Origin of the sequence: Methanofastidiosum sp., assembly GCA_013178285.1 — an archaeon.
Taxonomy (GTDB): Archaea; Methanobacteriota_B; Thermococci; order Methanofastidiosales; family Methanofastidiosaceae; genus Methanofastidiosum.
The window spans coordinates 1-22112 of sequence record JABLXD010000009.1 but is presented as its reverse complement, the minus strand read 5'-3'; the positions used below and the strand labels follow the sequence as shown (position 1 = coordinate 22112).

Here is a 22112-nt window from a genome sequence, read left to right as displayed (position 1 = left end):
TACCAGCCTCACTCAATTTTAATTATGGGAGAATCTTTTCCAACGACAAGCACATAGTCTTTCAATGTCTGGAACTTGTCATTTCCTGATTCTAATAATACTGCATCTTTGTATATTCCAAATTCAGTGATTTTTGAAATCTTACCTATCTTTGAAACGTTTTTACCCTTAATAACTAGTCCAATGTAACCTTCTTTAAATTCAAGTGAATCTACAACTTTCATTTCCGGTACTTTCATGACTAGTGTTGAAGATGTTGGATATCCTTCTTCAGATAATACATTTGTTCCGTCGTGAAGATTCAATTGAAGTTTATTTCCTCTAATCATTGTCTTATTGATCAATTTGAAGAGTTTAGTGTTCTTTTCAGATTCATCAATTTTAAGAAGATTTACAGAACCTTTCTTATCAAATAATACTCGGAAATATTCCTTTGTTTTAGGAATTTCTATAACGTCCATAAGTCCTACAGGGAAACTGGAATCTTTTATTGGTCTTCCATTTACAAGAACATCTCCATTATTTAGGATAAAGTTTACTTCTTTCCTATTTGTAGCATGTCCAAGATAATCCCTAAGTAAGATTGTAATTGGAATAGACACTTCTTTAGAATGGGGCCCGGGAATAGGTTTTACGGTCCATTCTTTGACTTTTCTCTCAATTCTCCAATTTTTTGGAGCAAACAATCTTTTTAATGATCTTCTCTGTCCTTTTCTCCCCACTTTACCACCTTATTCTCCTTTTCTCTCAATAGCTTTATCTCTCATTTCATCTTTTCTATCAACATCAATAATCTCTAAATTTGAAGGGTGTATAGGATACTCAATTCTTGTCCCATCTGCCTTCTCGACTACTGCACCATCTACGTATACTCTGATTCCTTTGAGGTCAACTCTTGTTATTTCTCCTTCGTGATCTTTGAAATCTCCCCTCATTACCCTGACCTTATCGCCTTTTCTTAAGGGTAGTGACCTTGCATTTATCTTACCTCTAAGACTTACAGCTAGGTGAGAAGACATTAAGCTATGTTTTTTATGTAGTGGCGCATTAAAGTGCCTTTTTCTCTGCTTTGATGGTTTTTCTGAGTATTTTTTCATCATTCTTATCTCTCCCTCTATACTATGATACTTGCAACGTTAGCAATTCTTACCCATTTTTCAACTGCTTCCTTTGCAACTGGGCCCCTTACCTCAGAGCCTTTCGGAACGCCGTCTTCACCAGTAATTACGGCTGCATTATCTTCAAATTTAATTCTAGTACCATCTATCCTCTTGTATTCTTTTCTTTGTCTTACAATTACTGCAGGCAATACTTTCTTTTTGACATCAGGTCTACCTTTTTTAACGGAAACCATTACCATATCACCTACGCCGGCCTTTGGGTATCTTCTAGAGGTACCTTTGTAATTAATTACAGCTACAATTTCAAGTTCTTTTGCACCGGTATTATCGGCACAAACTAATTTTGTTTTTGTTGTATGAAATCTGCCAGGCCTTACAGTTGATCTTCCACGAGTTGCTCCTGCACCTTTAGCCATCAGATCACCTCAACTACAACAAACTTTTTAGTTTTACTTAATGGTCTGCATTCCATTATCTTCACATTATCGCCTGTTTTGGCATTTATACAGTCAGGAATATGTGCTGAAACTTTTGTACTCCTCTTTTCAAATCTTTCATATTTGTCAAGTTTCGTCATATACTCTTTCTTAACAACTACGGTTTTATTCATTTTATCGCTTACAATTTTCCCTTCCATTAATTTGCCTCTGACAGGTAAAGTTCCGTGAAATGGACATTTTTCATTATTACAACTTTTTTTAGGTTCTTTAACACCGATGCCTATCATCACATCACATCCTCTTGATTCTTTCTTCTTCCTTCCCTATGAGTAAATTACCATCAATTTTTCTATCGTTGACCATCAGGATTATATTATTTTTTATTACTATTTTTACTCCGTTTTCTGTCCTTATTTTTATCGTATTTTTTGTATCCTCAATGACTAGCCCTTTAATGCCAACCTCGTATCTATTTGAGCTTTGTATTACCTCGACTTTTTTCCCCAGGAGTGTTACGTGATTCATGAAACTACAATCATGTTCTTACTAAATCCAAGGTCAATCAGTATTTTTTTAACCTTATTCTTGTGATCCCCTTGAAGTTCAATCTTTCCGTCTTTTGAGGTTCCACCGCATGCACATTTTGTTTTTAGGGTTGTACACAAATCCTTGATGTCAATATTTGATGAATCGATCCCTTCAACCACCGTCATAAGTTTTCCAAATCTTCTTTTTTCGGTGAAAATGCGTATTTGTTGTTCTTCCCTTGCTATCTCCTCACAAACACAAAGATCTTTGGGAAGTCCACAAACTGCACAAATCTCACTCATTTTGTTTCTCCTTTTCAGCCTTTATTGTTTTTAATCTTGCTATAGTTCTTCTAAGCTCCCTTATCCTCCCTGGATTTTCAGGTGCGCTGCCTGTAGCAAGTAAAGACCTTTCCTTTGATAATTCACTTTTTAGTTCGTCTATGTTGCCTTCAATTTCTTCAACTGAAAGGTCCCTTATATCGTCTACTTTATATATTGCCATTACTATACACCTATGACTTAAACTTTATTTCATCGGGCAATGATATGTCCTGAGGCATTATTTTTACTACTACACCAATTATACCTAGTTTCTTCTTTGCAGGTGAATATCCAACTCTTACATGCTCAATAGCTGGGTCTCCACATTTTTTTAAATATCCTTCTGCAAATCTCATTGAACGGGCTCTTTCACCGCTGAGTTTTCCAGATATCTTAATTTCAGCGCCCTTTGCCCCAGACTTCATTATTCTTCTAAGGTAATTGTAAGCTGCTCTTCTGTAATGTTCCCCTCTCTCAATAGCACTTGCAAGTTGAAATGCCATTACCTCTGCATTAAGGTCAGGATTTTCAATTTGCTGAACTTCTATCTGAGGATTTTCTAAATTAAATGGAGATTTTTCAAGCTGATCTGTTAGATCCTTAATGGCCCTTCCTCTTTTTCCAATAACGATTCCAGGTTTCTGAACGAAAACTGTAACTCTAGTTCCAAGAGGGTTTCTTTTTATGTCCATACCTGCATATCCAGCCCTTCTCAATGAATCCCCAAGGAATTCATCAATCGTTAAATTTGAAACACTCTCTTCTATAAACTTCCTCTCAATGGCCATTATCTCTCCTCCACAATTATCTCAACATTTGTAAGCTCTTTATTAAATGGTGAAGCTCTTCCAAAAGCTCTTGGCATGAATCCTGGAATTACTCTGCCCCTGTAAGCTGAAGCATGTATTATTCTTAGTTTTGTAGTGTTCAGTCCTTTATATTCCGCATTTGATTCCGCTTCCTTGAGAAGTTTCAGAACACTCTTTGATGCTTTTACTGGATATCTTCCGGCAAACCATTTTGAAAGTCCTTTCTTATGACCAACTTTTTTATAATGTCTTTTGAAAGGTATAGGAGTTTCTAGTTTCATTGTGCTTTCTAGTAGTTCCTTTGCTCTTTCGATCTTCATGCCTTTGATCGTGTTACATATTTCTCTACTGTGTTTTGGAGATATATCCATATTTTTTCCGTAAACTTTTGCAGTTTTTGTTTCATCTATATCAGTTCTTGAATAAGGCATAAGATCACCTCAATGGTACATACTGGGAAGACTTTGTAGACCCTACTCCAGGCGCTCCATGTGAAACTTTTCTTCTTGAAAGTGCAAATTCCCCTAGGTAGTGTCCCACCATTTCAGGCGTTATTTCTACAGGAACAAATTCCTTGCCGTTGTAAATTCCTATTGTAACTCCAAGCATTTCAGGGAGGATTACCATATCACGGCAGTGAGTCTTTACAACGTATTTGTTTCCAGCTTCCATTTCTTTTTTTGATTCTCTAATATTTTTAAGTAATTTTTTCTGTCTTACAGGAAGTCCCCTCTTAAGAGATCTTCTCTGTCTTGATGGCAAGAGTTCAATTAGCTTGTCCATAGACATTTTTTCCATTTGATCAACAGAATATCCCATGAAACTAAATTCTTTTTTAGCCAAGTTTAGCGCCTCCTACCTGTTCTTCTAGCCGCTATGTGCCCAACTTTTCTACCAGGCGGTGCATTTCTTGAGGAAGTTGTACCTTTACCAGCGTGTTTGTGATTACCCCCACCAAATGGGTGATCGTTATGATTCATTGCGACCCCCCTAACCTTTGGATAAAGTGTTGATTTGCTTCTAAGTTTATGGAACTTCTTTCCAGCTTTTACCAAAGGCTTTTCTTTTCTTCCTCCACCAGCTACTACACCTATTGTACATCTGCAATCTGGATTCAAAGTTTTCATTACGCCTGAAGGAAACTGTATTACTGTCTTCTGGCTATCATGAGCTATTAATGTAGCATAAGTCCCTGAGGATCTAACAAATTTGCCACCATCTCCAGGTCTTGATTCTATATTATAAATATAAGTTCCTTCTGGAACATTTCTCAAAGGAAGTGTGTTACCTACTTCAACTTCTGCCATTGTTCCTGTAGCTATTTTACTACCTAGTCTAATTCCTTCCGGTACAAGGAATATTTTTTCCTCATTATTTTCGAAAAGAATTGTTGCTACTGGTGATGTTCTGGCAGGATCGTTGAATAGTTCTCTAACTACACCACGGGTCACTCCATCTCTCTCAATGCTATCATAGTTTCTATGTTTTACTTTCCCATTATATCTGTGGGAGGGTGCCTTGTAAGTATGTGTTCCCCTTCCTCTTCTCTGTGAAATAATTCTTTTACCCAATCATATCACCTTAAAATACACCTATTTTTGTTGCGACTTCGTCAGCAGGGTATTCTTCTTTTAGTTTAACATATGCCTTTTTCTTTCCAGAAGGTAAAACTGTAGTGCTTACTTTTTCTACTTCAACTTCATATAGTTCTTCCACGGCATTGTATATATCCTGCTTGTTGCTACCCATAGTAACAATAAATGTCAATATATTGTCTCTTTCCATAGTAGCTACAGTCTTTTCTGTAATAAGTGGATGGACAATCACATCATGTGGATTTTTCACTTGAACACCTCATTCTTAGAAAGATACTTTATTGCATCTTCAGTCCATATTGTGAGCCTTCCTGCATGAGTACCTGGGGCAAGATGTTCGGCGCTTAATTTATCGACCATTACAATATCCACGCCAGGGTGATTCCTTGCAGCCTTCATTATGCCTGCATCCTTTCCAATAACTATTAATGGGCCTATCTTGTTCTTGTATTTCCTTCCTCTCATCTTTCCTCTTCCGGCCCTTATTGTTCTAGATTTTGATCTAATTATATCATCCCAAACTCCAAGACTCTTGAATATCTCTCGGGTATCCTTTGTCTTCTTTACTGTCTGAATCTTATTCTCGACAATTATTGGGAATTCAACTTTATCAGAAAATCTGTGACCTCTTGACATTACCATTTCTTTGTTACCAGTTATTGATATAGCTGATTTGATAGCTACAGTTCTTTCTTTATTATTGATTTTTTCACTTATGACCTTCCAAGGTTTTGGTGGATGAGCAACAAATCCACCTACAACATGGGGCGCAAATGCAGCCCTTCTTGGGCCAGATTTCATCCTTGGGACTCTTGAGATTCCAAGATTTTTCCTTCTTGGATGTGCAGAAGTCATTCTTCCTGCAATTGGGCTTACTCCCCAAGGTTGAATTCTATGGGTTATAGATGCCAATACTGCCCTCTTTATTAGATCTGGCCTGTACTCATAAGAAAACACTGAGGGAAGATCTATAGCTTTCATCTTCTCTCCAGTTATTGAATATACATTAGACTTCATACTTTATGCCTCCCCTACAGAAGCTTTGTATAGGTAAGTAATATTTGGGACTCCTCCAGTTCTTCTTACTGGTACCCTTACAGATTTTCTAAGCCTTAAGATTCTCTTTGTAGATCCTCCTACACTACCTTTTAGCATAGCATAGTCAGATTTTAATAATCCATAATTCTTAAATCCTTCTTTCGGAGTAATATCGAGATCTTTTGGATTTGTTATCCTAAATATTCTTTTGTTAAGTTCAGTTCTCGTGTGGAATCCCATCTGACCCGCAAATGGTACAGTCCACATGACTTTTGGTGGATGCCATGGACCGATTGAACCAACATGCCTTCTTGCATCGTTGACTTTTCTGTCCTGTATTTTTACACCCCATCGTCTAATTACGCCTTGGAACCCTTTTCCTTTTGTAACTGAAATAACATCAACGAATTCTCCTTCGTCTAAAACATCTTTTACATTTAATTCTTTTCCAAAAACACCCTTAAGGTATTCCAACTTGGCATTAACATCTGCTCCGCCAATCCCACTTTCCATGACCTCTGGCTTCTTTTTCAGATTGATGAGCTTTGGTTGTGTACAAACAATGGCTCTTAAATCATCTACTTTTCCACTTTCTATAAGTGATTGGATTTTAGAAAGGTCTTTTTCAGGATTTTTAGAAACAGTTTTTGATCGTGAAAGTTCTTTTGGACCTTCAGCCCATGACTCCGTGACAGTCTTCAATCCATATGGAGTCTTCTTATATGCCCTAACACCACAAACATAAACTGGTGGAGTTTCTACTAAAGTTACAGGCACTACCATTTCCTTTCCTTTTGTAAGTGTATACTTTCTATCATCTATCCTTAATATGTGGGACATCCCTACCTTATAGCCGGGAAAGTCTAAGATCTTAACATCATCCACTTCTGGCCAGCTATTCAAAGTTGGCACTATCTTTGAAGCCCTCTTTCTGGGGCTGTATCCCAAGGAACCTCTACGGGGTCTTTTATTTCGTCCGCTACCGCCCATTTTTAAGCCTCCGGCTTTAAATAAAGAGTATTAGGCCTATTAGCCCAAATCTCCAAATTTTATTATTGTACTACTATTAGTCAAGAATTGAGGAATAAAGTCGCTTTCACTTTATCCCCGTCTGTAATTCGTAACGTCTTTTTTTAAGCAATTTCTGCTGTATTGGCAGTATTATATGGGATTTATAAATGTTATGGTGTATTAATTTTTCCATTATTTATTATCCTCAGCCAATATAATCCAGACCACATTGCTAAGACTTACAACTAGTTCCTTACCTGTGGAACCGCCGATATCCGTTACATCACTAAGACAAAGTACATCTTCATCGAAATCTACTAACTTTCCTTTAAAGATGCTACCGTCAATTGATACCACTAATTTTTTTCCGCTATATTGTTCTAGTCTTTTTAGTAGCAACTTCGACAATGCATCACCGGAATTGAGTGTTAAGAAAATAAGTATTTAAGTGTTTTTATTGATTATGACATTTTTGTGCCATTCTTAATTTCAAAGGATAATAAAAGAATAGCGATTCTGTGAATCCCTTATAACGTGTCCTTTCTTATGCATCCAGTCCAATAAATCCTGAAGGTCGTATTCATCCTTGAACAAATCGGTAGCCTTTACTTCTCGAAATATTTCAATCACAGTTAGATTGGGATTGTTTATTAGAGTTGCTTGAACAGCATTATATCTCTCATTTGATTCGTAATCCTTTATGGAATTAATTTCCTTCTTAATCGAAGGCTCACTTATCAAACGTTCAAAGTTATCCAGCGTAATTCTCCTTGATTCTTTTAAATATTTATTTTTAATTTCATTTTTATCATCAGCTCTTGCAAATGATTGTGCCAGTCTTCTTATATTATAACTTGTCTTATTCAACATTGACCGAACTATCAATTCCCTTATTTTTTCTTGTTTAAATTTGTCAGCCAAAAAAACATCATAGTCTTTAGATAATAATTCTATTATGTCATGGTATTCTTTATCATAGTTCTTTCCTTCTTTAGGAAAGTTCTGGTGTGCATGAACAACTTGAATCCATAAATTCTCATCGATAGTTTTTAACAAAGGTCTTACATACATGTCGTCTTCCGTAAGAATTTGATCTATGTCTGAAAGAGTAATCTCTGTTTGAGTAAAATTTCTGAAAGTTTCTAAAATCTTCTGCCTTCTTGTCCCCTCACTTACTTTGATTGAAGAGAAAAGCGAATACTCGCCATCAAAATTATTTCTATCTATTAGAGATTGATGCAATTTATCATAGTTATCTGAGTAGACCTTAGAAAGAATGCTATTCCCTAATTTGGGTCTTTCAGAAAGTTTGTACTGGATTCCATTTGACTCAAAATTTATTCCATTAACTGCTTTTTTTGGTGGGCCTATATCCCTATATTCTGGTGGAACCATTAGCTGTATAATCTTCATCAATTCAATTGCAAGTTTTGAATTCCAAGAAAGAGATGAAAGGGATATCCCGCCAACTTTTCCATCATAAGGTGCACTTAGTATGGGGGCTTGGAAAGATTTTGAGATTTCTTTATCCAATGGTAAATTCTCTGTAAATAACTTTTCTATAACTCTTTTTTCGTACGGGATATCTAAATAAATTGAATCAGAAGGGAGTTCTTCCCATTCTTCTATCAAAACTGCAGATTCTGTTTTGTTTAACTTCTCATTAAAAATATATGATTTCTTTGATTTAATGATGTTAATCAAACTATAATTTTCAGGTATATTCTTACCTTCTTGAATCAAACCTAACGTTACTACAATAGGCGTATTGAAAAGAGCAGATAGTCCTAATGGCTTAGATTTAGTTTGGGATTCAATTGCAACGTTCCACGAAGTATCAATTTTCAATGGCACGACATAAAGAGATATTTCATCTAAAGATTTTCCATTTTCAGACCTATTAAATTCTTTATTCCAGATCTCAATCTTGCTAATTCTTTTCCTTTCATATTCTAAGAATTCAACGTTGAAATAAGATCTATCCCAAGGATACTCAGAATACGTAGGGTATTTCTTCCAAAGGTAGTAATCATTTAGCCTCAGAGATTCAGGATTTGACATTTTTCTCAAATTATTATTAAAGAGACTTATATATAAAATATACACATTAAGGCATTCTTATTCTATTACAATATTTATTTAAATAAATGATTCCATTTAAAATTGGTAGAATAAGAATGACTATTTTTGAATATAAACCATTAGGTGGAAAGCTTATAGGTATATCTTTTAATTATATGAACGGCTTATTTTCAGATGTAATGATTTATGGAGATTTTTTTGTATTCCCTGAAGAATCGATAGAGAATCTAGAAAGAACTATTGAAGGAAAGAAACTATCTGAATTGCTAGGCATTATTGAAAATTTTTTTTCTTCTGATGTGGAAGTCTATGGAATAAAAAAAGAAGACTTAGAAGAGGCATTTAAGAGGGCAATAAATGAAAGGTAAGAATATTTGCTATCCCTCTAAAGATTCTTTCCCCAGCATTTCAATAACTGGAGACGAATGTCATTTTTCTTGTACACACTGTAATCGAAAATATTTGAAGTTCATGTTACATGTTACCCAAGACGACCTATACCAAAAGTCAATTGAACTTGAAAAAAGAGGTGCAAAAGGGTTACTGATTAGTGGAGGATTAGATGAAAGTGGAAAAGTTCCAATTGACTATTCTATTCTTAAGAAAATAAAAAATGATACCAATCTTATTATTAATCTCCATTCTGGTTTATTAAAAAGAAATGACGCTAAGAAGATAGTGGAAAGTGGAATTGATGCAGTATCTGTAGATTTTGTGGGGAGTGACAATACAATAAAAAATATACTAAAGATGCCCTTCAAAGTTTCTGATTATGAAGACACTCTAAGATTTTTAATAGAAGAAGGGGTCAATTTTATCCCCCATATATGTGTTGGCCTTGATCTTGGAACGATAGTGGGGGAGTATAACGCAATTCAAATATTAAAGAAATATCCAATAAAATCGTTGACACTTCTTGTTCTCATTAAAAATGAACTTGAAAAAACAGGAAGTATCAATTATGATGTCCATGCAATAAAAGATTTTTTTATTTATACAAGAAAATCATTTCCTGATGCAAAATTATCTCTAGGCTGTATGCGCCCTAGGATAAAAGAACTCGATGAAACTGCAATCCTATTTGACAATATTGTGAATCCATCTAAAAACATGATTAAACTTATAAAAAATGAATATAATATAGTTGTAAAGGATATATGTTGTTCTGTTTGTTAGTGGTTTTATGGAAAATATTCCAACTATAAAAAGTAGTACCGAGATAAAAAAAATCCTAAGATGTGCTTTTGATCTTACAGATTTAGAGGTAAGTATTACACTAATGCTCCCTCCAGAAGGTATGAGGGTGAAAGAAATTCAAAACATTTTGAAAAAGGATAGAACTACTATTCAAAAATCATTAAAAATTTTAGTCGATAAGGGGCTTATTTTTAGAGAGTCTAAATGCTGTGTCCAAGGCAAAAGAGGAAGATATTTTGTATATAAATCCTTAGAGCGTGAAGAGATTAGAAAGAAGGTACTGGCAAGTATTGACAATTGGTACGAAGGGCTCCAAGAAGCAGTTAAATCGCTATAACGATTATATGAAAAAAATATCACACCAAAGATTTTTAAGTAATTATCCACCTTTTAAGTTTAGGTGAATTAAATGGGAAAGAACACTGTTGAGCTAACAGATGCAAATTTTGACCAAGAAGTAATTAAGTCTACTAAACCGGTCATAGTTGATTTTTGGGCAACTTGGTGCGGTCCATGTCAAATGATTGCCCCTATTATTGAAGAAGTTGCAGGGGAACACCCAGAATGGAAAATTGGTAAACTCGATGTTGATAAAAGTATTTCAGTAGCTCAGAGATATGGAATTAGAAGTATACCTACAATTGCAATATTCAGGGATGGAAAAGTATTTGACACGATAATTGGGTTCGTGCCTAAAGAAGAACTCATAAAAAGAATACAGAGAAACATTTAAGTTTTTTAATTAATACTTTTCTATTATCTTATTTTTAATATAAAAATTTATAGTATTTTCCACTTTACAGTTGTAAAGACTGGCCCCCTGATATCTATTCTACCTTTACCCCTAAGGTATTGGTGTATATATGTTGGTAAAGATATATTGATATCAGAAATACTTCTAACAATAGGAATTCTTTCCTCGTATTCTCCTTGTTCTTTTGTTAATTCAATTTTTGAAACAACCTTTCTAAAGAAAGCCTCAAGGTAAGAAACTTTGGTGTCCACACCATTTTTTATCATATTTAGTGAGTTTTCATCCTGAGACTCAGGAAGTATCCCAACCATAGCTTTTTCAAAAACATAGATTTGATTAAATCCCGCAGGCCCGATTAGTTTTGTATTATCTTCAGGCTCCACAATCTTTACCTCTATTTTCCTGCCTAAAAAATCTCCCTTATAAGAAGAAAATTCACATGGCGAAGGCGCATCTTTGTTTTGCCTTGCAGTTTCTAGTAAAGCCTTCAATAGCTTTTCCCCTTCAGGGGTCTTGATATCTTCAACAAACTCTATAGACTTTGCAATGTCCTGGTCAGAGAAATCAATTTTGTAAAACTGTGGGTATATTAATTCACGAATATCTGTTACCCCACTTCTAATCATGGATATTCTCTCAGCTCCCTGGCCAATGTTTAAGACATCATAAGGAATTTTGTATTTCTTCAAAACTTCCTTGGAATAAAGTCCAAAATCCGCTATCTCAATCCAATCTCCAAGTTTAATAAATGCTTCATGTTCAGTTCCGGCTTCATAGTAGCTAGCACTTCTTTTTTTAACTTTGAATTTTACTTTGTCAAATCCAAGTCTTTCAGTAAAATTTGTGACTATCTCTTTACCGAGTTCAGGAGTTATTTCTTTGTCCATGACGACACATGAAGCAGAAAAATGGCTTCTAAGGTGAGTCTGATCTTCTCTCTGCTCACGTCTAAAACACCTATCAATTGAAAATAATTTCAAAGGCAACTCACTTCTGCCTGCAAGAGCTTGTAAAGTAATAAACCATCCAGAGGTCATGTGAGACCTTAAGGTAAGATTTGTAGGAACTGGAATTAAGTCCTTGAATTCTTTAAAAAGATCTAATACTTTTTCAGCATCTTCAAACTCGATTCCAAGGCCTTTTGAAATTGCTTCAACGAAATCGTCACCTTCTATTGTTCCCCTCTTGTAGTCTTGAAGAGTTCTTTCAAGGTTTCTACTTCGTCTCTCATCAAGCTCTACAAACTGGGATATTTTATCCTTGACTTCCTTTGAAAGACCAACATTTGGCCTTGGAAGCCCTGCAAGATAATATACCCTATCTAATATAGCGGGAGTTTCAGAACCCCACTGTTTATACATATCATCATCAGTTATGAATAGAGGATTGAAAACTTCATCAAATCCAAGATCAAGATAAATATTTCTAAGCATTGAAATTGTTTCTTCTAAAACGTGTGGCTTACCCATAAACTAGCCCCTCTCCAGGATCAACTTCTTTCTTTGCTGAAACTGCAGGTATAGACACAGGGGATGGAACATTAATGTCTTTAGAAACACCTACTGATTCAACAAAACATCTGTATAGTATTGAATTGTGAATAAAAAGAAATTTGTCTGTGTCAAACCTCTTTTTTTCTTTCCATTCGTTAAGTAGACCTTCTTTTTCAGGCCCATCATAAATAAATACGCCCTCAATTTTAATAGAGCAGACATTAGGGGTGTAATTGCAACAAAAAACAAATTCTACAAATACATTATCATTATTGCTAAAATACGCATCTGTTAAAGTAAGATTACTTGCAATGCTAACAGATGGTGAACCTTCATCAACTCTGATGAATCTTTTTGCTTCAATTCCTGTTAAAATTACGCCTCCCATAATACCAACCAAATGTATGAGATATTATATATAAGATTAACTTATATGTCTCAGTCTCTTGATAATAAAACAACTCTTGAGTCAGAAGCTGAATCAATTGCCCTATACCCGGATTCTTCTTCCAACTTCTTACAAAATTCAAGAATATCTTCAAATGTGGGCATGTTTCCTACTTCAAGCCTTTTTCTGGAATACCCCACGTACATGTAAGCTTTGGCTTCTATGAAGTCGGGATTTGCCTTCTCAATTAATTTAGAGTATTTACCTATGTCGCCCATATTAAAATCCTTAACGAGCGTTAATCTTAGGATCCTTCTTTTTGTCTTAATCTTTGGTAAAAGCTCTAAAGACTCGTTCAATTTTTCCCAACCATTACTTATCTGTGGATTACATACGTGTTCATAAGTATCTTTTGTAGATGCTGGAAGAGTTATGTAAAGGTTATCTGGGTAGGCGCTCATTGAAGACAATACTTCAGGTGTTGTTCCGTTAGTCACGAGAAATGTTGAGAAGTTCCTTTTTCTAAATCCCTCAATTAATCCAGATAGGTCTGGATAAAGTGTTGGTTCACCGGCCAAAGAAATTGCAACGTTTGTAGGATTCTCTGCTTCCTTCAATTTATTTATGTCAACTTTCTCTAGAAATCCGTGGTAACCTGAGAGTAGCTCTCTTTGGGCCTCTATGCATCCTTCAATTATTTCCTCAGGATCATCATATTTCGCAGGTGCATCTTCATTGTATTCAACAGGACGCCAACAAAATAAACACTTGTGTGTGCACCATGCAACAGAAGGAGTCATCTGAAGGCATCTATGGCTTTCAATCCCATAGAATCTTTGTTTGTAACAAACTCTACCTTCGGTTAAACTTTGTTTTGTCCAGTGACAGATTTTTACTGCACTATGTGCCCCAACAATCCTGTACTTCTGCCTCTTCAGTATACTCCAAACTTTCTCCATTGCCCTGGCCTCCAAGGTCCTGAACAAAGAATTCCACGCATTTCTTTAATCCTTCTTCCATGTTAGATTTACCATTGGCCCCGGCAGCGCCTTTATGGCCGCCACCTTCACCGCCAATTATTGGAGCAACTTGAGACATTATCTTTGCAAGATTAATACCTCGATCAATGACCACTTTTTTTGCTCTTCCGCTTATTCTAACTTCATTTCCATTATCCGCTCCAACAAAAGCTACGTCAGCACCTGTTGAAAGAATTGCCTTTGCTGCAAGTGCTTCACAGCTTGATACGTTAGAAGTTGCAACAATAAAATCAGAAACGCTATAAAGTTTCATTCTTTGATGTGCTTTAAGGATAGCTATTTTCTTTGAAATATCGTCCTCAACTCTCAAGAGCTCATCGACATCGGATATATGGTACCCTCTTTTAAAAATATGAATTAAAGTCTTCAAAGTATTAACATCTGAAAATCTTAGATGTCCAGTATCTGTCACTATCCCAGTAAGTATGCCTCGAATTATTTTGTCACAATTTGTATTTTCTTTATCCAGCAAACCTTCTTCTCTCATCTTAAGCATTATATCGAATATAATTTCTGCTGTGGAAGTCCTTTCCTTGTTAATAAAATATGTATATTTAGTCCCCTTGAATTTACTCGTTTCAAATGTTTCGTGGTGGTCAATTGATATCACGACTTCTGCTTTTTCGACCATGCTCTCAAAAATCCCAAGTTGAACTGGCGTAGAAGTGTCAAGGATTATCAAGTTTTTATGGTCTGTAGGAGAAGTGACAATAAACTCGCCAAGGCTTGATAGCAAGTTTTTTGACAAATTGTTTAAAGTCTCTGTTCCAATCATTATATTTTTACCTTGGGACTTCAAAAGCTCCTTTAAAGCGATTGCACTCCCTATTGCATCGGGGTCCGCATTTTGATGAAGAAGTATTATATATTGGTCTTGCCGCAATAAAATTTCCATTAATCTAGTATACTCTACATTACTTAACATTTATTCATTCTCAACAAAATTTAATATCAAAGCTTTAGCCTGATGTAGGTTGTCCACCTAAAGCCTTCTGAAGATTCTTCTGCATCTCTTCAAGCTTCTTCTTCACTCTATCTTCTTGTTTCTCGATAGTAGTAATCCGGATACCGATGGACTCCTTCTTTTTGTTAAGATCATCCAACATATCTGCTTTTTCAGATTTAATTAGAATGCTACCAATACTCTTGTAAACAACTGGATTTTCGGTCTTTGAAAGTTCATTCAATGCTACCTCTGTCTCGTTCATTTCCAATTTCAAAGATTGTAATTGGCTAACTATTATCTGGTACTGACTCTGCAACTGTTGGAATTGCATTAGTTCCTGTTGTATATTTTCCGGAATATTCTGCAAAAAACATCACCTCAATATTATATATAATCCAATCTAAAAAACAACAATTATAAACCTTTGGGTAGCATAAGTTTAAATAATCCTAAGAGAAGTAAGGATTTATGAGGGCACTATACATAGGTAGGTTTCAACCTTTCCACCTTGGGCATCTTCATGTTGTAAAGCTTATATTAAATTCATCTAAAGAGGTAATAATAGCTATAGGGAGCTCCCAAGTTTCCCATACAATACAAAATCCTTTTACTGCAGGTGAAAGATTTCTCATGATTAAAAAGACACTGGAAACTGAAGGTGTTGATCTCAGACGTGTCCACATATTACCAGTTCCTGACATTTATAGAAATGCCTTGTGGGTAAAGCATGTTGAAACTATTACCCCGACTTTTGATGTGGTATATGCAAATGAACCTGTAACCGTGAGATTATTTAAAGAATCATCTTATGATGTAAGGGGGCCAGAATTCTATAAAAGAACATCCTACTCCGGAGAAGAGATAAGGAATAGAATCCTAAAAGATCAAGATTGGGAGAGTCTAGTGCCAAAGGCCACAGCCGAAGTAATAAAGGATATTGATGGTGTTGCTAGGCTTTTAGAAATAATAAAATCCGACAAAAAGGAAACTTCTTACCAAGAGATGGCAAACTCAATCTGATAGTTAATTTTAAATACTGTTTTCTAATAAATCAAAAGGTTTAGATTATGGAACATAAAAGTATATTTACTGCTAGAGAGATATCTGAGATGGCTATTGCCATAGCGCTCTCAACAGTCCTTAGTTTTATCAAAGTTTTCCAGATGCCTCAAGGAGGATCAATAACAGCCGGCAGCATGATCCCTATAATCTATCTTGCACTAAGAAACAGACCAAAAGTTGCACTTACTGGTGCCATTCTTTATGGCATTGTTCAATTTATGATTGAGCCCTTCTTTATCCACCCTGCACAATTTCTTTTGGACTATCCTTTAGCTTTTGGTGCACTTGGGATTGCAACATTCTTGAAAAAATATCCCTTCGTCGGCGCAGGTATAGGAGTAGCTTTTAGATTCTTGTGCCACTTTCTTTCGGGATTCATATTTTTCGGCATGTATGCCCCTGAAGGCTTTAGCCCATTATATTATTCGGCAATCTATAACGGTTCTTATTTACTGCCTGAACTTATCGTGACAGCGATATTTATTTATATACTGTCCAAAAAGAAGTTAATAGATGCCTTCAAATAAAAAAACATTGATAATACTAAGTGAATCTGAGCCTTGTAATCTAGAGGAAACGTTCGATCTCATATTAGCTTCTGATGGCGGCTATAAAACTGCAAGTAAAATGGGGCTAGATGTTGATGTGCTTCTAGGAGATTTTGATTCAATAACTATTGAAGAACTAAAGGAAGCACAAGAAAAAGGAATCAAAACTATATCATTCCCGACTGACAAGGATAAGACTGATGGAGAATTAGCTTTAGACTATGCTATTTCTCAAAATTCAAAAGAGATAACAATCCTTGGTAGTTTCAAGGAAGAACTTGATCACGCTTTAGGGAATTTATTCTTACTTTTCAAGGCCGATAAGATAGGTATTAACTCAAGACTACTTACACAGAAGTACGAAATTGAACTAATAAAATATAACAAAGAATACCTTGGGAAGAAAGGCCATGAATTATCACTTATTCCCGTATCTGAAACAGTTGAGGGGCTAAATATTGAAGGCAGTAAGTATAACCTAAAAGATGTAAAAGTTGAAATGGGTCAGACTCTAACTTTAAGAAATATAATAATTGACAATAAAGCAAAGGTATATTTTAAGAAAGGTAAAGTTTTATCTATCCTTAAAAGATAATAAAATGTGGTGATCCTATAACTGAACTTTCAGAAAAGGAGATTCAAAGATATAAAAGACAATTACTTCTAAAAGATTTTGGAGAACAATCTCAGATTATTCTTAAAGATTCAACTGTTACAATATTTGGATGTGGCGGTCTTGGATGCCCTACCGCAACTTATCTTGCCGCAAGCGGTATTGGAAAAATAAATCTGATTGATTTCCAAAAACCTGAACTTTCAAATCTCAATAGACAAATAATGCATTTTGAAGAAGATTTGGGAAAAAAGGACAAATCAACTTCGCTGAAAGAAAAACTAGAAAAATTGAATAGTGACATAGAACTTAAATCCTTTTCTTTAGAGATTGATGAGAAAAATATTTTCAAGTTTAAAGAAAGCGATGTGCTAGTTGACTGCTTAGATAATTTTCATACAAGATACATTTTGAATGAATTTTCACTGAAAGAAAAAATCCCTTTAGTCCATGCTGCTGTTGAGGCGTACTATGGTCAAATTACCACACTTATTCCTAAGAAAACACCCTGCATAAAATGCTTATTCCCAAATATGCCAAATAAAGGGGAGATATTTCCAATAATTGGGCCAATTTGTGGAGTTGTAGGATCGATTGAAGCTATGGAAGTTATCAAAGTCCTTACAGGAATTGGCGAAATTTTATCTGGGAAACTGCTTACCGTTGACCTAAAATATATGGAGTTTGAAACTATCAATTTTAAGAGAAAAGAAGATTGCACGGTTTGTTCAAAATATTTGTAATAATTAGAGAATACTTATAAATTTAAAAAAAGCGTAAAATTAAATGGTTTCAAAAAATCCGAAAAAATTATTATTGCTCCTAGGTAGTATTGCTTTTTTAGTCCAAGGAGACAACTACGCAGCGGCACCATTGATTGTGAGCATATCAAAAGATCTAAATTTGACAATTCCTTCTGCGGCCCTATCTGTTTCAGCTTATATGGTCCCATTTGGAATATTTACATTGTTTTTTGGACCTTTGGCAGATAGATATGGAAAGGCGAAGATATTAAATATTGCAGCTTTTTGCACCGCTATTTTCAGCATGTTATGTTCTTTCTCATTTGATTTGGTTTCACTTTGTTTACTTAGAGGGGCAAATGGTGCATTTGCTGCTGCTGTTTTACCTGTTGCAGTATCTCTTGTAGGGGATAGCTTTGAAGATTCAAAAAGGCAGAATGCTTTGGGTGCTGTAATCGGAATGATGTTTTTTGGAGGGGCTGTGTCTCCAGGTATTGGCGGACTTGTTTCATATTATGGATCGTGGAGATTATTATATCTAATATATGGTGTTGCAGAACTTATTGTCGCATTAATAATGATAAAAAGCTTGGAAAGAAATCCTGGAGTAATTGAAAGTCTTAATTTTATTGAGGTATATAAAAAATCATTCAGCAATAAAAATTTGATGAAAGTTGTAAGTATACTTTTTTTCTTAGGATTTGCAGTTTTTGGAAGCTTCATGTTCTCTGGCAATTACATCCAAGAAACGTTAAAATATAATATTCTAATAATAGGGGCTCTTTTATCCCTATTTGGATTTGCCACTGCCCTTGGAGGTAGAAGGGCTGGAACGCTAAGGCAAAAAATTGGTAACAATCTGCTTCTTTATGCAGGCATTATTGGAGCCTTCTCGTGGGGATCTATGATTTTATGGAAAAATCCAATTCTTATGTCGGTGTCTTTGATTGGATTTGGATTTTCATTTATAATCCTCCAATCTACAATAATTCAAACTGCCCAGCAATTAATGCCTAATCAGAGGGGTACTGTAATGTCACTTGCTTCTTTTAATATGTTCATAGGTGGAGGAGTTGGAACTTTTGTAAATGGGAAAATTTTGAGCTCATTCGGATTTATCCCCATATTCATAAATGCCTCACTTATTATTATTGTCGTTGGGGTAGTCATAAGTCATCATCTAAAACATAAAACTTGAAAGATTGGCTATGGTAAATGTAATTACTATTCAAGGAATATAATCTTCTATGTATCCTCTAAGAATCCTACTTCGATGTAATACTGATTGCTAACGCCTATCATATAAGTTCCGCCCTCATCGACAGTTAGTTCATTTCCCTGCACTACTTCGAAGTTCTTCCAGGCCGATCCAAAATAGTCAACTGTTTCATCTTCACTTCGGACAAAAGGGTCTTCAAATTTTGTGTAGTATACTGTTGGAGGATCTGTACATAATGAGGTTCTGCAAGTCACAACTGCCCTTATAACTTGGTCAGTTCTTATAGAGTATACATTTGCAATTATCCCGACTTCTCGTAGTCTATATCTTGCTTCTGGAACTAACTTATAGAAAAATTTTGGAGAACATCCACATTCAACGGAGCACTTTTCTTTAATATCTTCAGGAACGCAAATACCATTTACACAATTGTAATTCCAAAGATCTTCCCCTCTACATTGGTCATTGCATTTGATTCTTTCACACAAATCAACTACGCACCCACATTTTTCAGAACATGGTTCTAATCTTACAAAATCAACACATTCTCCATCTAAACATTTCTGGGCCCATAGATCCTCTCCTTTGCAGACATCTGGACATTCTACAGTCTCACATGGATTAGTATTGACAACCGGGGGCGTTTCTTCCTTAGTTTTACTACATCCTGATGATAAAATAAGCAAAGGTATTAGTATTGCCATAATAAAAAGAAATGCCCTTCTTTTGACCATGAAAAATCAACTAATTAATTAAATATAAATCTTAAGGTTAAAATAAACTCACCCTTATATATCTAAAATTAAAAAATCTTCTATGGAAATGTCCTCAAAAAGATTCTGGGAGATTGATGTCTTTAGAGGGATAGCAATAGTTATGATGGTTATCTATCATTTAAGCTATGACCTTTACTTTCTAGGGAATTTCCAAATAAAAATTAATTCACTTTCTTGGGTTCTTTTCCAGAGGACTACAGCTTCTTTATTTCTATTGCTTGTAGGTATATCATTAACAATTAGCCATTTTAAATCAAAAGAAAAATATTCAGAAAAAGATCTCTTCTTTAGAAATCTAAAAAGAGGTGCCAAAATATTCTTTTGGGGCGCTATAATAACGCTCTTTACTTTTGTTTTTGTGAATAATGGGGTAATTCTTTTTGGAATCCTTCATCTAATCGGGATTTCTATAATAATTTCTTATCCTTTGCTTGAATACAGATACAAAAATCTTGTGTTGGGAGTTTTAGTAATATTATTGGGCACTTATTTAAGCAACTTTACATTTGACACAGCTTATCTATTATGGTTAGGATTTGAGCCCAGATCCTTTTTCTCATTTGATTATTTCCCGATACTACCTTGGTATGGCGTTGTTCTAATTGGAATATTCCTAGGCAACTCAGTATACCCTAATTCCCAAAGGAGATTTGAGATCCCTGATTTTTCAAGTAATTTACTATCTACAGCACTATCTTTCCTAGGAAGGCATTCACTTAAAATTTATCTCATTCATCAACCAGTAATAATTCTGTTGCTATACTTATGGGGATTTGCAAAACTTTCTTTTATTGGAATATAGCTAGAAGTGACCTTTTCTTGAAAGTATTTTTTTTATTATTTTGATGTCGAAACTATCCCCGTGTGAGGGGTATAATTTCTTGACCTTATTTTCGACTAATTTCTGCCAGCTCTGATAAATTTCATCTATATCCTCACCAAATATTGGTTCTCCAGCGCCTACCCGAAGTGGAAGTCCATTCATTGCAAGATCGCCTATAAACGCATCGCCGGAATCTAAGATGACAGAAATTGATCCTTTAGAGTGCCCCGGAGTATTTATTATTCTTCCATTAAATCCATATTTTTTAAGATCAAATTCAGAATCAATTATTATATCAGGTTTTATTTGATTGAATTTAGTGTCGATTGATGAAACTTTGCTCAAGAGAAGTTTACCCCATAAGTTAAGGGGTTTTGTACTTTGTGAATCTGTTACTCCAGAATCCAGTAAGGAGAAATCTTTTTTATGAAGAAGTATCTTGGCCCCAGTTATTTTTTTCAACTCGGAAGCATTTCCAATATGATCATAATGGGCATGGGTCAATATAATAAGTTTGATACTATCAGGAGAAATTTCGTATTTTTCAAGGAAATCTAAGATTATCTTTGCTTTGCCTTTGTAACCTGTATCAATTAGGATATTACACCGGTCAGATTTCAAAAGATAGCAATTTGTTACCCCAACTTGGATAATATTAAAATAATTTTCCACATTTTTCAATATATTGGAAAGTCTTATAAGTTTTATAGTCTATGCAGATTATAGGTGTTTATATGGAAGAAGAATTAAACAACGATGAAACAAGTGAAGACAGTCAAAAATTTCCTTTGCCAATGGGTACTATTGTAAGGCTTATGAGAACCCATCTCGATAGTGACAAGATGATATCAAGGAAAGTCAAGGAAGAGATGAATCTCTTTTTAGGTAAGATGATTGAAGACCTATCAACAAAGTTAAATGATAGCCCTTACGTCACAGTTGATGAAGTGATGTTTAGAGAGGCAGTGAGACCCTACGAAAACATGAAAGCAGTTGAACTTGAGAAAAAGAGAATAATAAAAACTCTTGAAAAAATAAAAGCTGACTGTGATGTTTTAATAGAGGAAGTCAACAGATCTTTCAAACTATAGGATTATTTTTATTTAAATAAAATTATAAAAATTTAATATTATATTTTTGTTAATGCTTAAAGATCATGTTCTTAAAAAAGAAAATCCTGGCAATAAGTGGTAGCCCAAGAAAGAATGGGAACACAGACTATCTTTTAGATTGTTTTTTAAGATCTGCTAATGCTAGAAAAATTGATCTTAATATCTTATACTTGAGAGATTTAGATATAAATCCATGCAATGGATGTGAAAAGTGTAGAAAAGATGGGATATGTACAAATTTTTCTGATGATATGCAGAGTATATATCCCTTAATTTTTGATTCTGTGGGTTTGATAATTGGCTCTCCGACTCACAACTACAATGTTCCTGCATTGGTAAAAACATTCATAGATAGACTGTACTGCTTCTATGACTTTACGGATGACAGACCTAGACGGTATTCGAGTAAATTAGCCAATCAAAGTAGACAGGCGATTATATTCGGAATTGG

Annotated in this window: 35 protein-coding genes; 12 read left to right on the top strand and 23 right to left on the bottom strand. The window is 34.9% G+C overall.

Annotated features, from left to right (window positions below; genetic code table 11):
- Positions 1-8 precede the first annotated feature (8 nt).
- The 16 genes from HPY60_04700 to HPY60_04625 form a co-directional block, all read right to left on the bottom strand.
- Entirely contained in the window at positions 9-722 is a 714-nt protein-coding gene (locus HPY60_04700) for a 30S ribosomal protein S4e (GenBank protein NPV50482.1), read from the bottom strand.
- A 9-nt stretch (positions 723-731) separates the two neighbouring features.
- A complete protein-coding gene (locus HPY60_04695; protein NPV50481.1) occupies positions 732-1097 on the bottom strand; it encodes a 50S ribosomal protein L24 in 366 nt (121 codons plus the stop codon).
- 17 nt (positions 1098-1114) lie between these two features.
- Positions 1115-1540, bottom strand: coding sequence for a 50S ribosomal protein L14 (locus HPY60_04690; protein NPV50480.1), 426 nt, complete (start codon positions 1538-1540; stop codon positions 1115-1117).
- Entirely contained in the window at positions 1537-1848 is a 312-nt protein-coding gene (locus HPY60_04685) for a 30S ribosomal protein S17 (GenBank protein ID NPV50479.1), read from the bottom strand. The genes HPY60_04690 and HPY60_04685 overlap by 4 nt, the downstream gene beginning before the upstream one ends.
- Before the next feature lie 4 nt (positions 1849-1852).
- Positions 1853-2086: a hypothetical protein gene (locus tag HPY60_04680; protein NPV50478.1), complete on the bottom strand. Its 234-nt coding sequence runs from the start codon at positions 2084-2086 to the stop codon at positions 1853-1855.
- Complete coding sequence (gene yciH, locus HPY60_04675; protein NPV50477.1) at positions 2083-2391, bottom strand: stress response translation initiation inhibitor YciH; 309 nt, start codon at positions 2389-2391, stop codon at positions 2083-2085. The genes HPY60_04680 and yciH overlap by 4 nt, the downstream gene beginning before the upstream one ends.
- The gene (rpmC, locus tag HPY60_04670; protein ID NPV50476.1) at positions 2384-2593 is read right to left on the bottom strand and encodes a 50S ribosomal protein L29; all 210 of its coding nucleotides are present in this window, start codon (positions 2591-2593) and stop codon (positions 2384-2386) included. Before rpmC ends, yciH begins: the two co-directional genes overlap by 8 nt.
- 10 nt (positions 2594-2603) lie before the next feature.
- Positions 2604-3200 (bottom strand): 30S ribosomal protein S3, encoded by a 597-nt coding sequence (locus tag HPY60_04665; GenBank protein NPV50475.1) that lies wholly within the window; start codon positions 3198-3200, stop codon positions 2604-2606.
- Positions 3200-3652: a 50S ribosomal protein L22 gene (locus HPY60_04660; GenBank protein ID NPV50474.1), complete on the bottom strand. Its 453-nt coding sequence runs from the start codon at positions 3650-3652 to the stop codon at positions 3200-3202. Before HPY60_04660 ends, HPY60_04665 begins: the two co-directional genes overlap by 1 nt.
- A gap of 4 nt (positions 3653-3656) precedes the next feature.
- Entirely contained in the window at positions 3657-4064 is a 408-nt protein-coding gene (locus tag HPY60_04655; GenBank protein ID NPV50473.1) for a 30S ribosomal protein S19, read from the bottom strand.
- A gap of 2 nt (positions 4065-4066) precedes the next feature.
- On the bottom strand, positions 4067-4792 hold the full coding sequence (locus HPY60_04650; protein NPV50472.1) for a 50S ribosomal protein L2: 726 nt from the start codon (positions 4790-4792) through the stop codon (positions 4067-4069).
- A gap of 10 nt (positions 4793-4802) precedes the next feature.
- On the bottom strand, positions 4803-5066 hold the full coding sequence (locus HPY60_04645) for a 50S ribosomal protein L23 (GenBank protein ID NPV50471.1): 264 nt from the start codon (positions 5064-5066) through the stop codon (positions 4803-4805).
- Positions 5063-5833, bottom strand: coding sequence for a 50S ribosomal protein L4 (locus HPY60_04640; GenBank protein NPV50470.1), 771 nt, complete (start codon positions 5831-5833; stop codon positions 5063-5065). The genes HPY60_04645 and HPY60_04640 overlap by 4 nt, the downstream gene beginning before the upstream one ends.
- A gap of 3 nt (positions 5834-5836) precedes the next feature.
- Positions 5837-6844: a 50S ribosomal protein L3 gene (locus tag HPY60_04635; protein ID NPV50469.1), complete on the bottom strand. Its 1008-nt coding sequence runs from the start codon at positions 6842-6844 to the stop codon at positions 5837-5839.
- 213 nt (positions 6845-7057) lie between these two features.
- The gene (locus tag HPY60_04630) at positions 7058-7273 is read right to left on the bottom strand and encodes a hypothetical protein (protein NPV50468.1); all 216 of its coding nucleotides are present in this window, start codon (positions 7271-7273) and stop codon (positions 7058-7060) included.
- Positions 7274-7354: 81 nt separating this feature from the next.
- On the bottom strand, positions 7355-8935 hold the full coding sequence (locus tag HPY60_04625) for a hypothetical protein (GenBank protein ID NPV50467.1): 1581 nt from the start codon (positions 8933-8935) through the stop codon (positions 7355-7357).
- Between the two features lie 77 nt (positions 8936-9012).
- On the opposite strand from HPY60_04625, the gene HPY60_04620 reads away from it, so the two are divergent.
- The 4 genes from HPY60_04620 (at position 9013) to trxA (ending at position 10877) form a co-directional block, all read left to right on the top strand.
- Entirely contained in the window at positions 9013-9315 is a 303-nt protein-coding gene (locus tag HPY60_04620; GenBank protein NPV50466.1) for a lipoate--protein ligase family protein, read from the top strand.
- A complete protein-coding gene (locus HPY60_04615; protein ID NPV50465.1) occupies positions 9305-10123 on the top strand; it encodes a radical SAM protein in 819 nt (272 codons plus the stop codon). The genes HPY60_04620 and HPY60_04615 overlap by 11 nt, the downstream gene beginning before the upstream one ends.
- A 7-nt stretch (positions 10124-10130) precedes the next feature.
- Complete coding sequence (locus HPY60_04610) at positions 10131-10481, top strand: hypothetical protein (GenBank protein ID NPV50464.1); 351 nt, start codon at positions 10131-10133, stop codon at positions 10479-10481.
- A 72-nt stretch (positions 10482-10553) separates the two neighbouring features.
- On the top strand, positions 10554-10877 hold the full coding sequence (gene trxA, locus HPY60_04605) for a thioredoxin (protein NPV50463.1): 324 nt from the start codon (positions 10554-10556) through the stop codon (positions 10875-10877).
- 47 nt (positions 10878-10924) lie between these two features.
- Here trxA and HPY60_04600 read toward each other — a convergent pair whose 3' ends face one another.
- Genes HPY60_04600 through HPY60_04580 form a run of 5 tightly spaced genes read right to left on the bottom strand, consistent with a single transcriptional unit; the run spans position 10925 to position 15123 of the window.
- Positions 10925-12367, bottom strand: a complete 1443-nt coding sequence (locus HPY60_04600; GenBank protein NPV50462.1) for an O-phosphoserine--tRNA ligase — start codon at positions 12365-12367, stop codon at positions 10925-10927.
- A complete protein-coding gene (locus HPY60_04595; protein ID NPV50461.1) occupies positions 12360-12779 on the bottom strand; it encodes a hypothetical protein in 420 nt (139 codons plus the stop codon). Before HPY60_04595 ends, HPY60_04600 begins: the two co-directional genes overlap by 8 nt.
- A 50-nt stretch (positions 12780-12829) precedes the next feature.
- Positions 12830-13738, bottom strand: a complete 909-nt coding sequence (locus HPY60_04590; GenBank protein ID NPV50460.1) for a 4-demethylwyosine synthase TYW1 — start codon at positions 13736-13738, stop codon at positions 12830-12832.
- Positions 13680-14744: a bifunctional oligoribonuclease/PAP phosphatase NrnA gene (locus HPY60_04585; GenBank protein ID NPV50459.1), complete on the bottom strand. Its 1065-nt coding sequence runs from the start codon at positions 14742-14744 to the stop codon at positions 13680-13682. Before HPY60_04585 ends, HPY60_04590 begins: the two co-directional genes overlap by 59 nt.
- A gap of 34 nt (positions 14745-14778) precedes the next feature.
- Positions 14779-15123 carry a prefoldin subunit beta gene (locus HPY60_04580; GenBank protein ID NPV50458.1) on the bottom strand — a complete coding sequence of 115 codons (345 nt, stop codon included), beginning with the start codon at positions 15121-15123 and terminating at the stop codon, positions 14779-14781.
- Positions 15124-15233: 110 nt separating this feature from the next.
- Between HPY60_04580 and HPY60_04575 the strand changes: the two genes are divergently transcribed.
- The 5 genes from HPY60_04575 to HPY60_04555 all read left to right on the top strand — a co-directional run bounded on the left by HPY60_04575 (position 15234) and on the right by HPY60_04555 (position 18929).
- Positions 15234-15785, top strand: a complete 552-nt coding sequence (locus HPY60_04575) for a nicotinamide-nucleotide adenylyltransferase (protein ID NPV50457.1) — start codon at positions 15234-15236, stop codon at positions 15783-15785.
- A gap of 89 nt (positions 15786-15874) precedes the next feature.
- The gene (thiT, locus tag HPY60_04570; GenBank protein NPV50456.1) at positions 15875-16354 is read left to right on the top strand and encodes an energy-coupled thiamine transporter ThiT; all 480 of its coding nucleotides are present in this window, start codon (positions 15875-15877) and stop codon (positions 16352-16354) included.
- Complete coding sequence (locus HPY60_04565) at positions 16341-16970, top strand: thiamine diphosphokinase (protein NPV50455.1); 630 nt, start codon at positions 16341-16343, stop codon at positions 16968-16970. The genes thiT and HPY60_04565 overlap by 14 nt, the downstream gene beginning before the upstream one ends.
- A gap of 17 nt (positions 16971-16987) precedes the next feature.
- On the top strand, positions 16988-17731 hold the full coding sequence (locus HPY60_04560; GenBank protein NPV50454.1) for a HesA/MoeB/ThiF family protein: 744 nt from the start codon (positions 16988-16990) through the stop codon (positions 17729-17731).
- Positions 17732-17774: 43 nt separating this feature from the next.
- The gene (locus HPY60_04555) at positions 17775-18929 is read left to right on the top strand and encodes an MFS transporter (GenBank protein NPV50453.1); all 1155 of its coding nucleotides are present in this window, start codon (positions 17775-17777) and stop codon (positions 18927-18929) included.
- Between the two features lie 47 nt (positions 18930-18976).
- On the opposite strand, the gene HPY60_04550 is transcribed toward HPY60_04555, so the two are convergent.
- Entirely contained in the window at positions 18977-19684 is a 708-nt protein-coding gene (locus tag HPY60_04550) for a hypothetical protein (GenBank protein NPV50452.1), read from the bottom strand.
- Between the two features lie 82 nt (positions 19685-19766).
- On the opposite strand from HPY60_04550, the gene HPY60_04545 reads away from it, so the two are divergent.
- Positions 19767-20528, top strand: a complete 762-nt coding sequence (locus tag HPY60_04545) for a DUF1624 domain-containing protein (GenBank protein NPV50451.1) — start codon at positions 19767-19769, stop codon at positions 20526-20528.
- Here HPY60_04545 and HPY60_04540 read toward each other — a convergent pair whose 3' ends face one another.
- Positions 20529-21221: an MBL fold metallo-hydrolase gene (locus HPY60_04540; protein NPV50450.1), complete on the bottom strand. Its 693-nt coding sequence runs from the start codon at positions 21219-21221 to the stop codon at positions 20529-20531.
- A 62-nt stretch (positions 21222-21283) separates the two neighbouring features.
- Between HPY60_04540 and HPY60_04535 the strand changes: the two genes are divergently transcribed.
- Together HPY60_04535 and HPY60_04530 are read left to right on the top strand one after the other, a co-directional pair.
- On the top strand, positions 21284-21640 hold the full coding sequence (locus HPY60_04535) for a hypothetical protein (protein ID NPV50449.1): 357 nt from the start codon (positions 21284-21286) through the stop codon (positions 21638-21640).
- 65 nt (positions 21641-21705) lie between these two features.
- Positions 21706-22112: flavodoxin family protein (locus HPY60_04530; GenBank protein NPV50448.1), on the top strand; the 407-nt coding region annotated here is incomplete at its 3' end.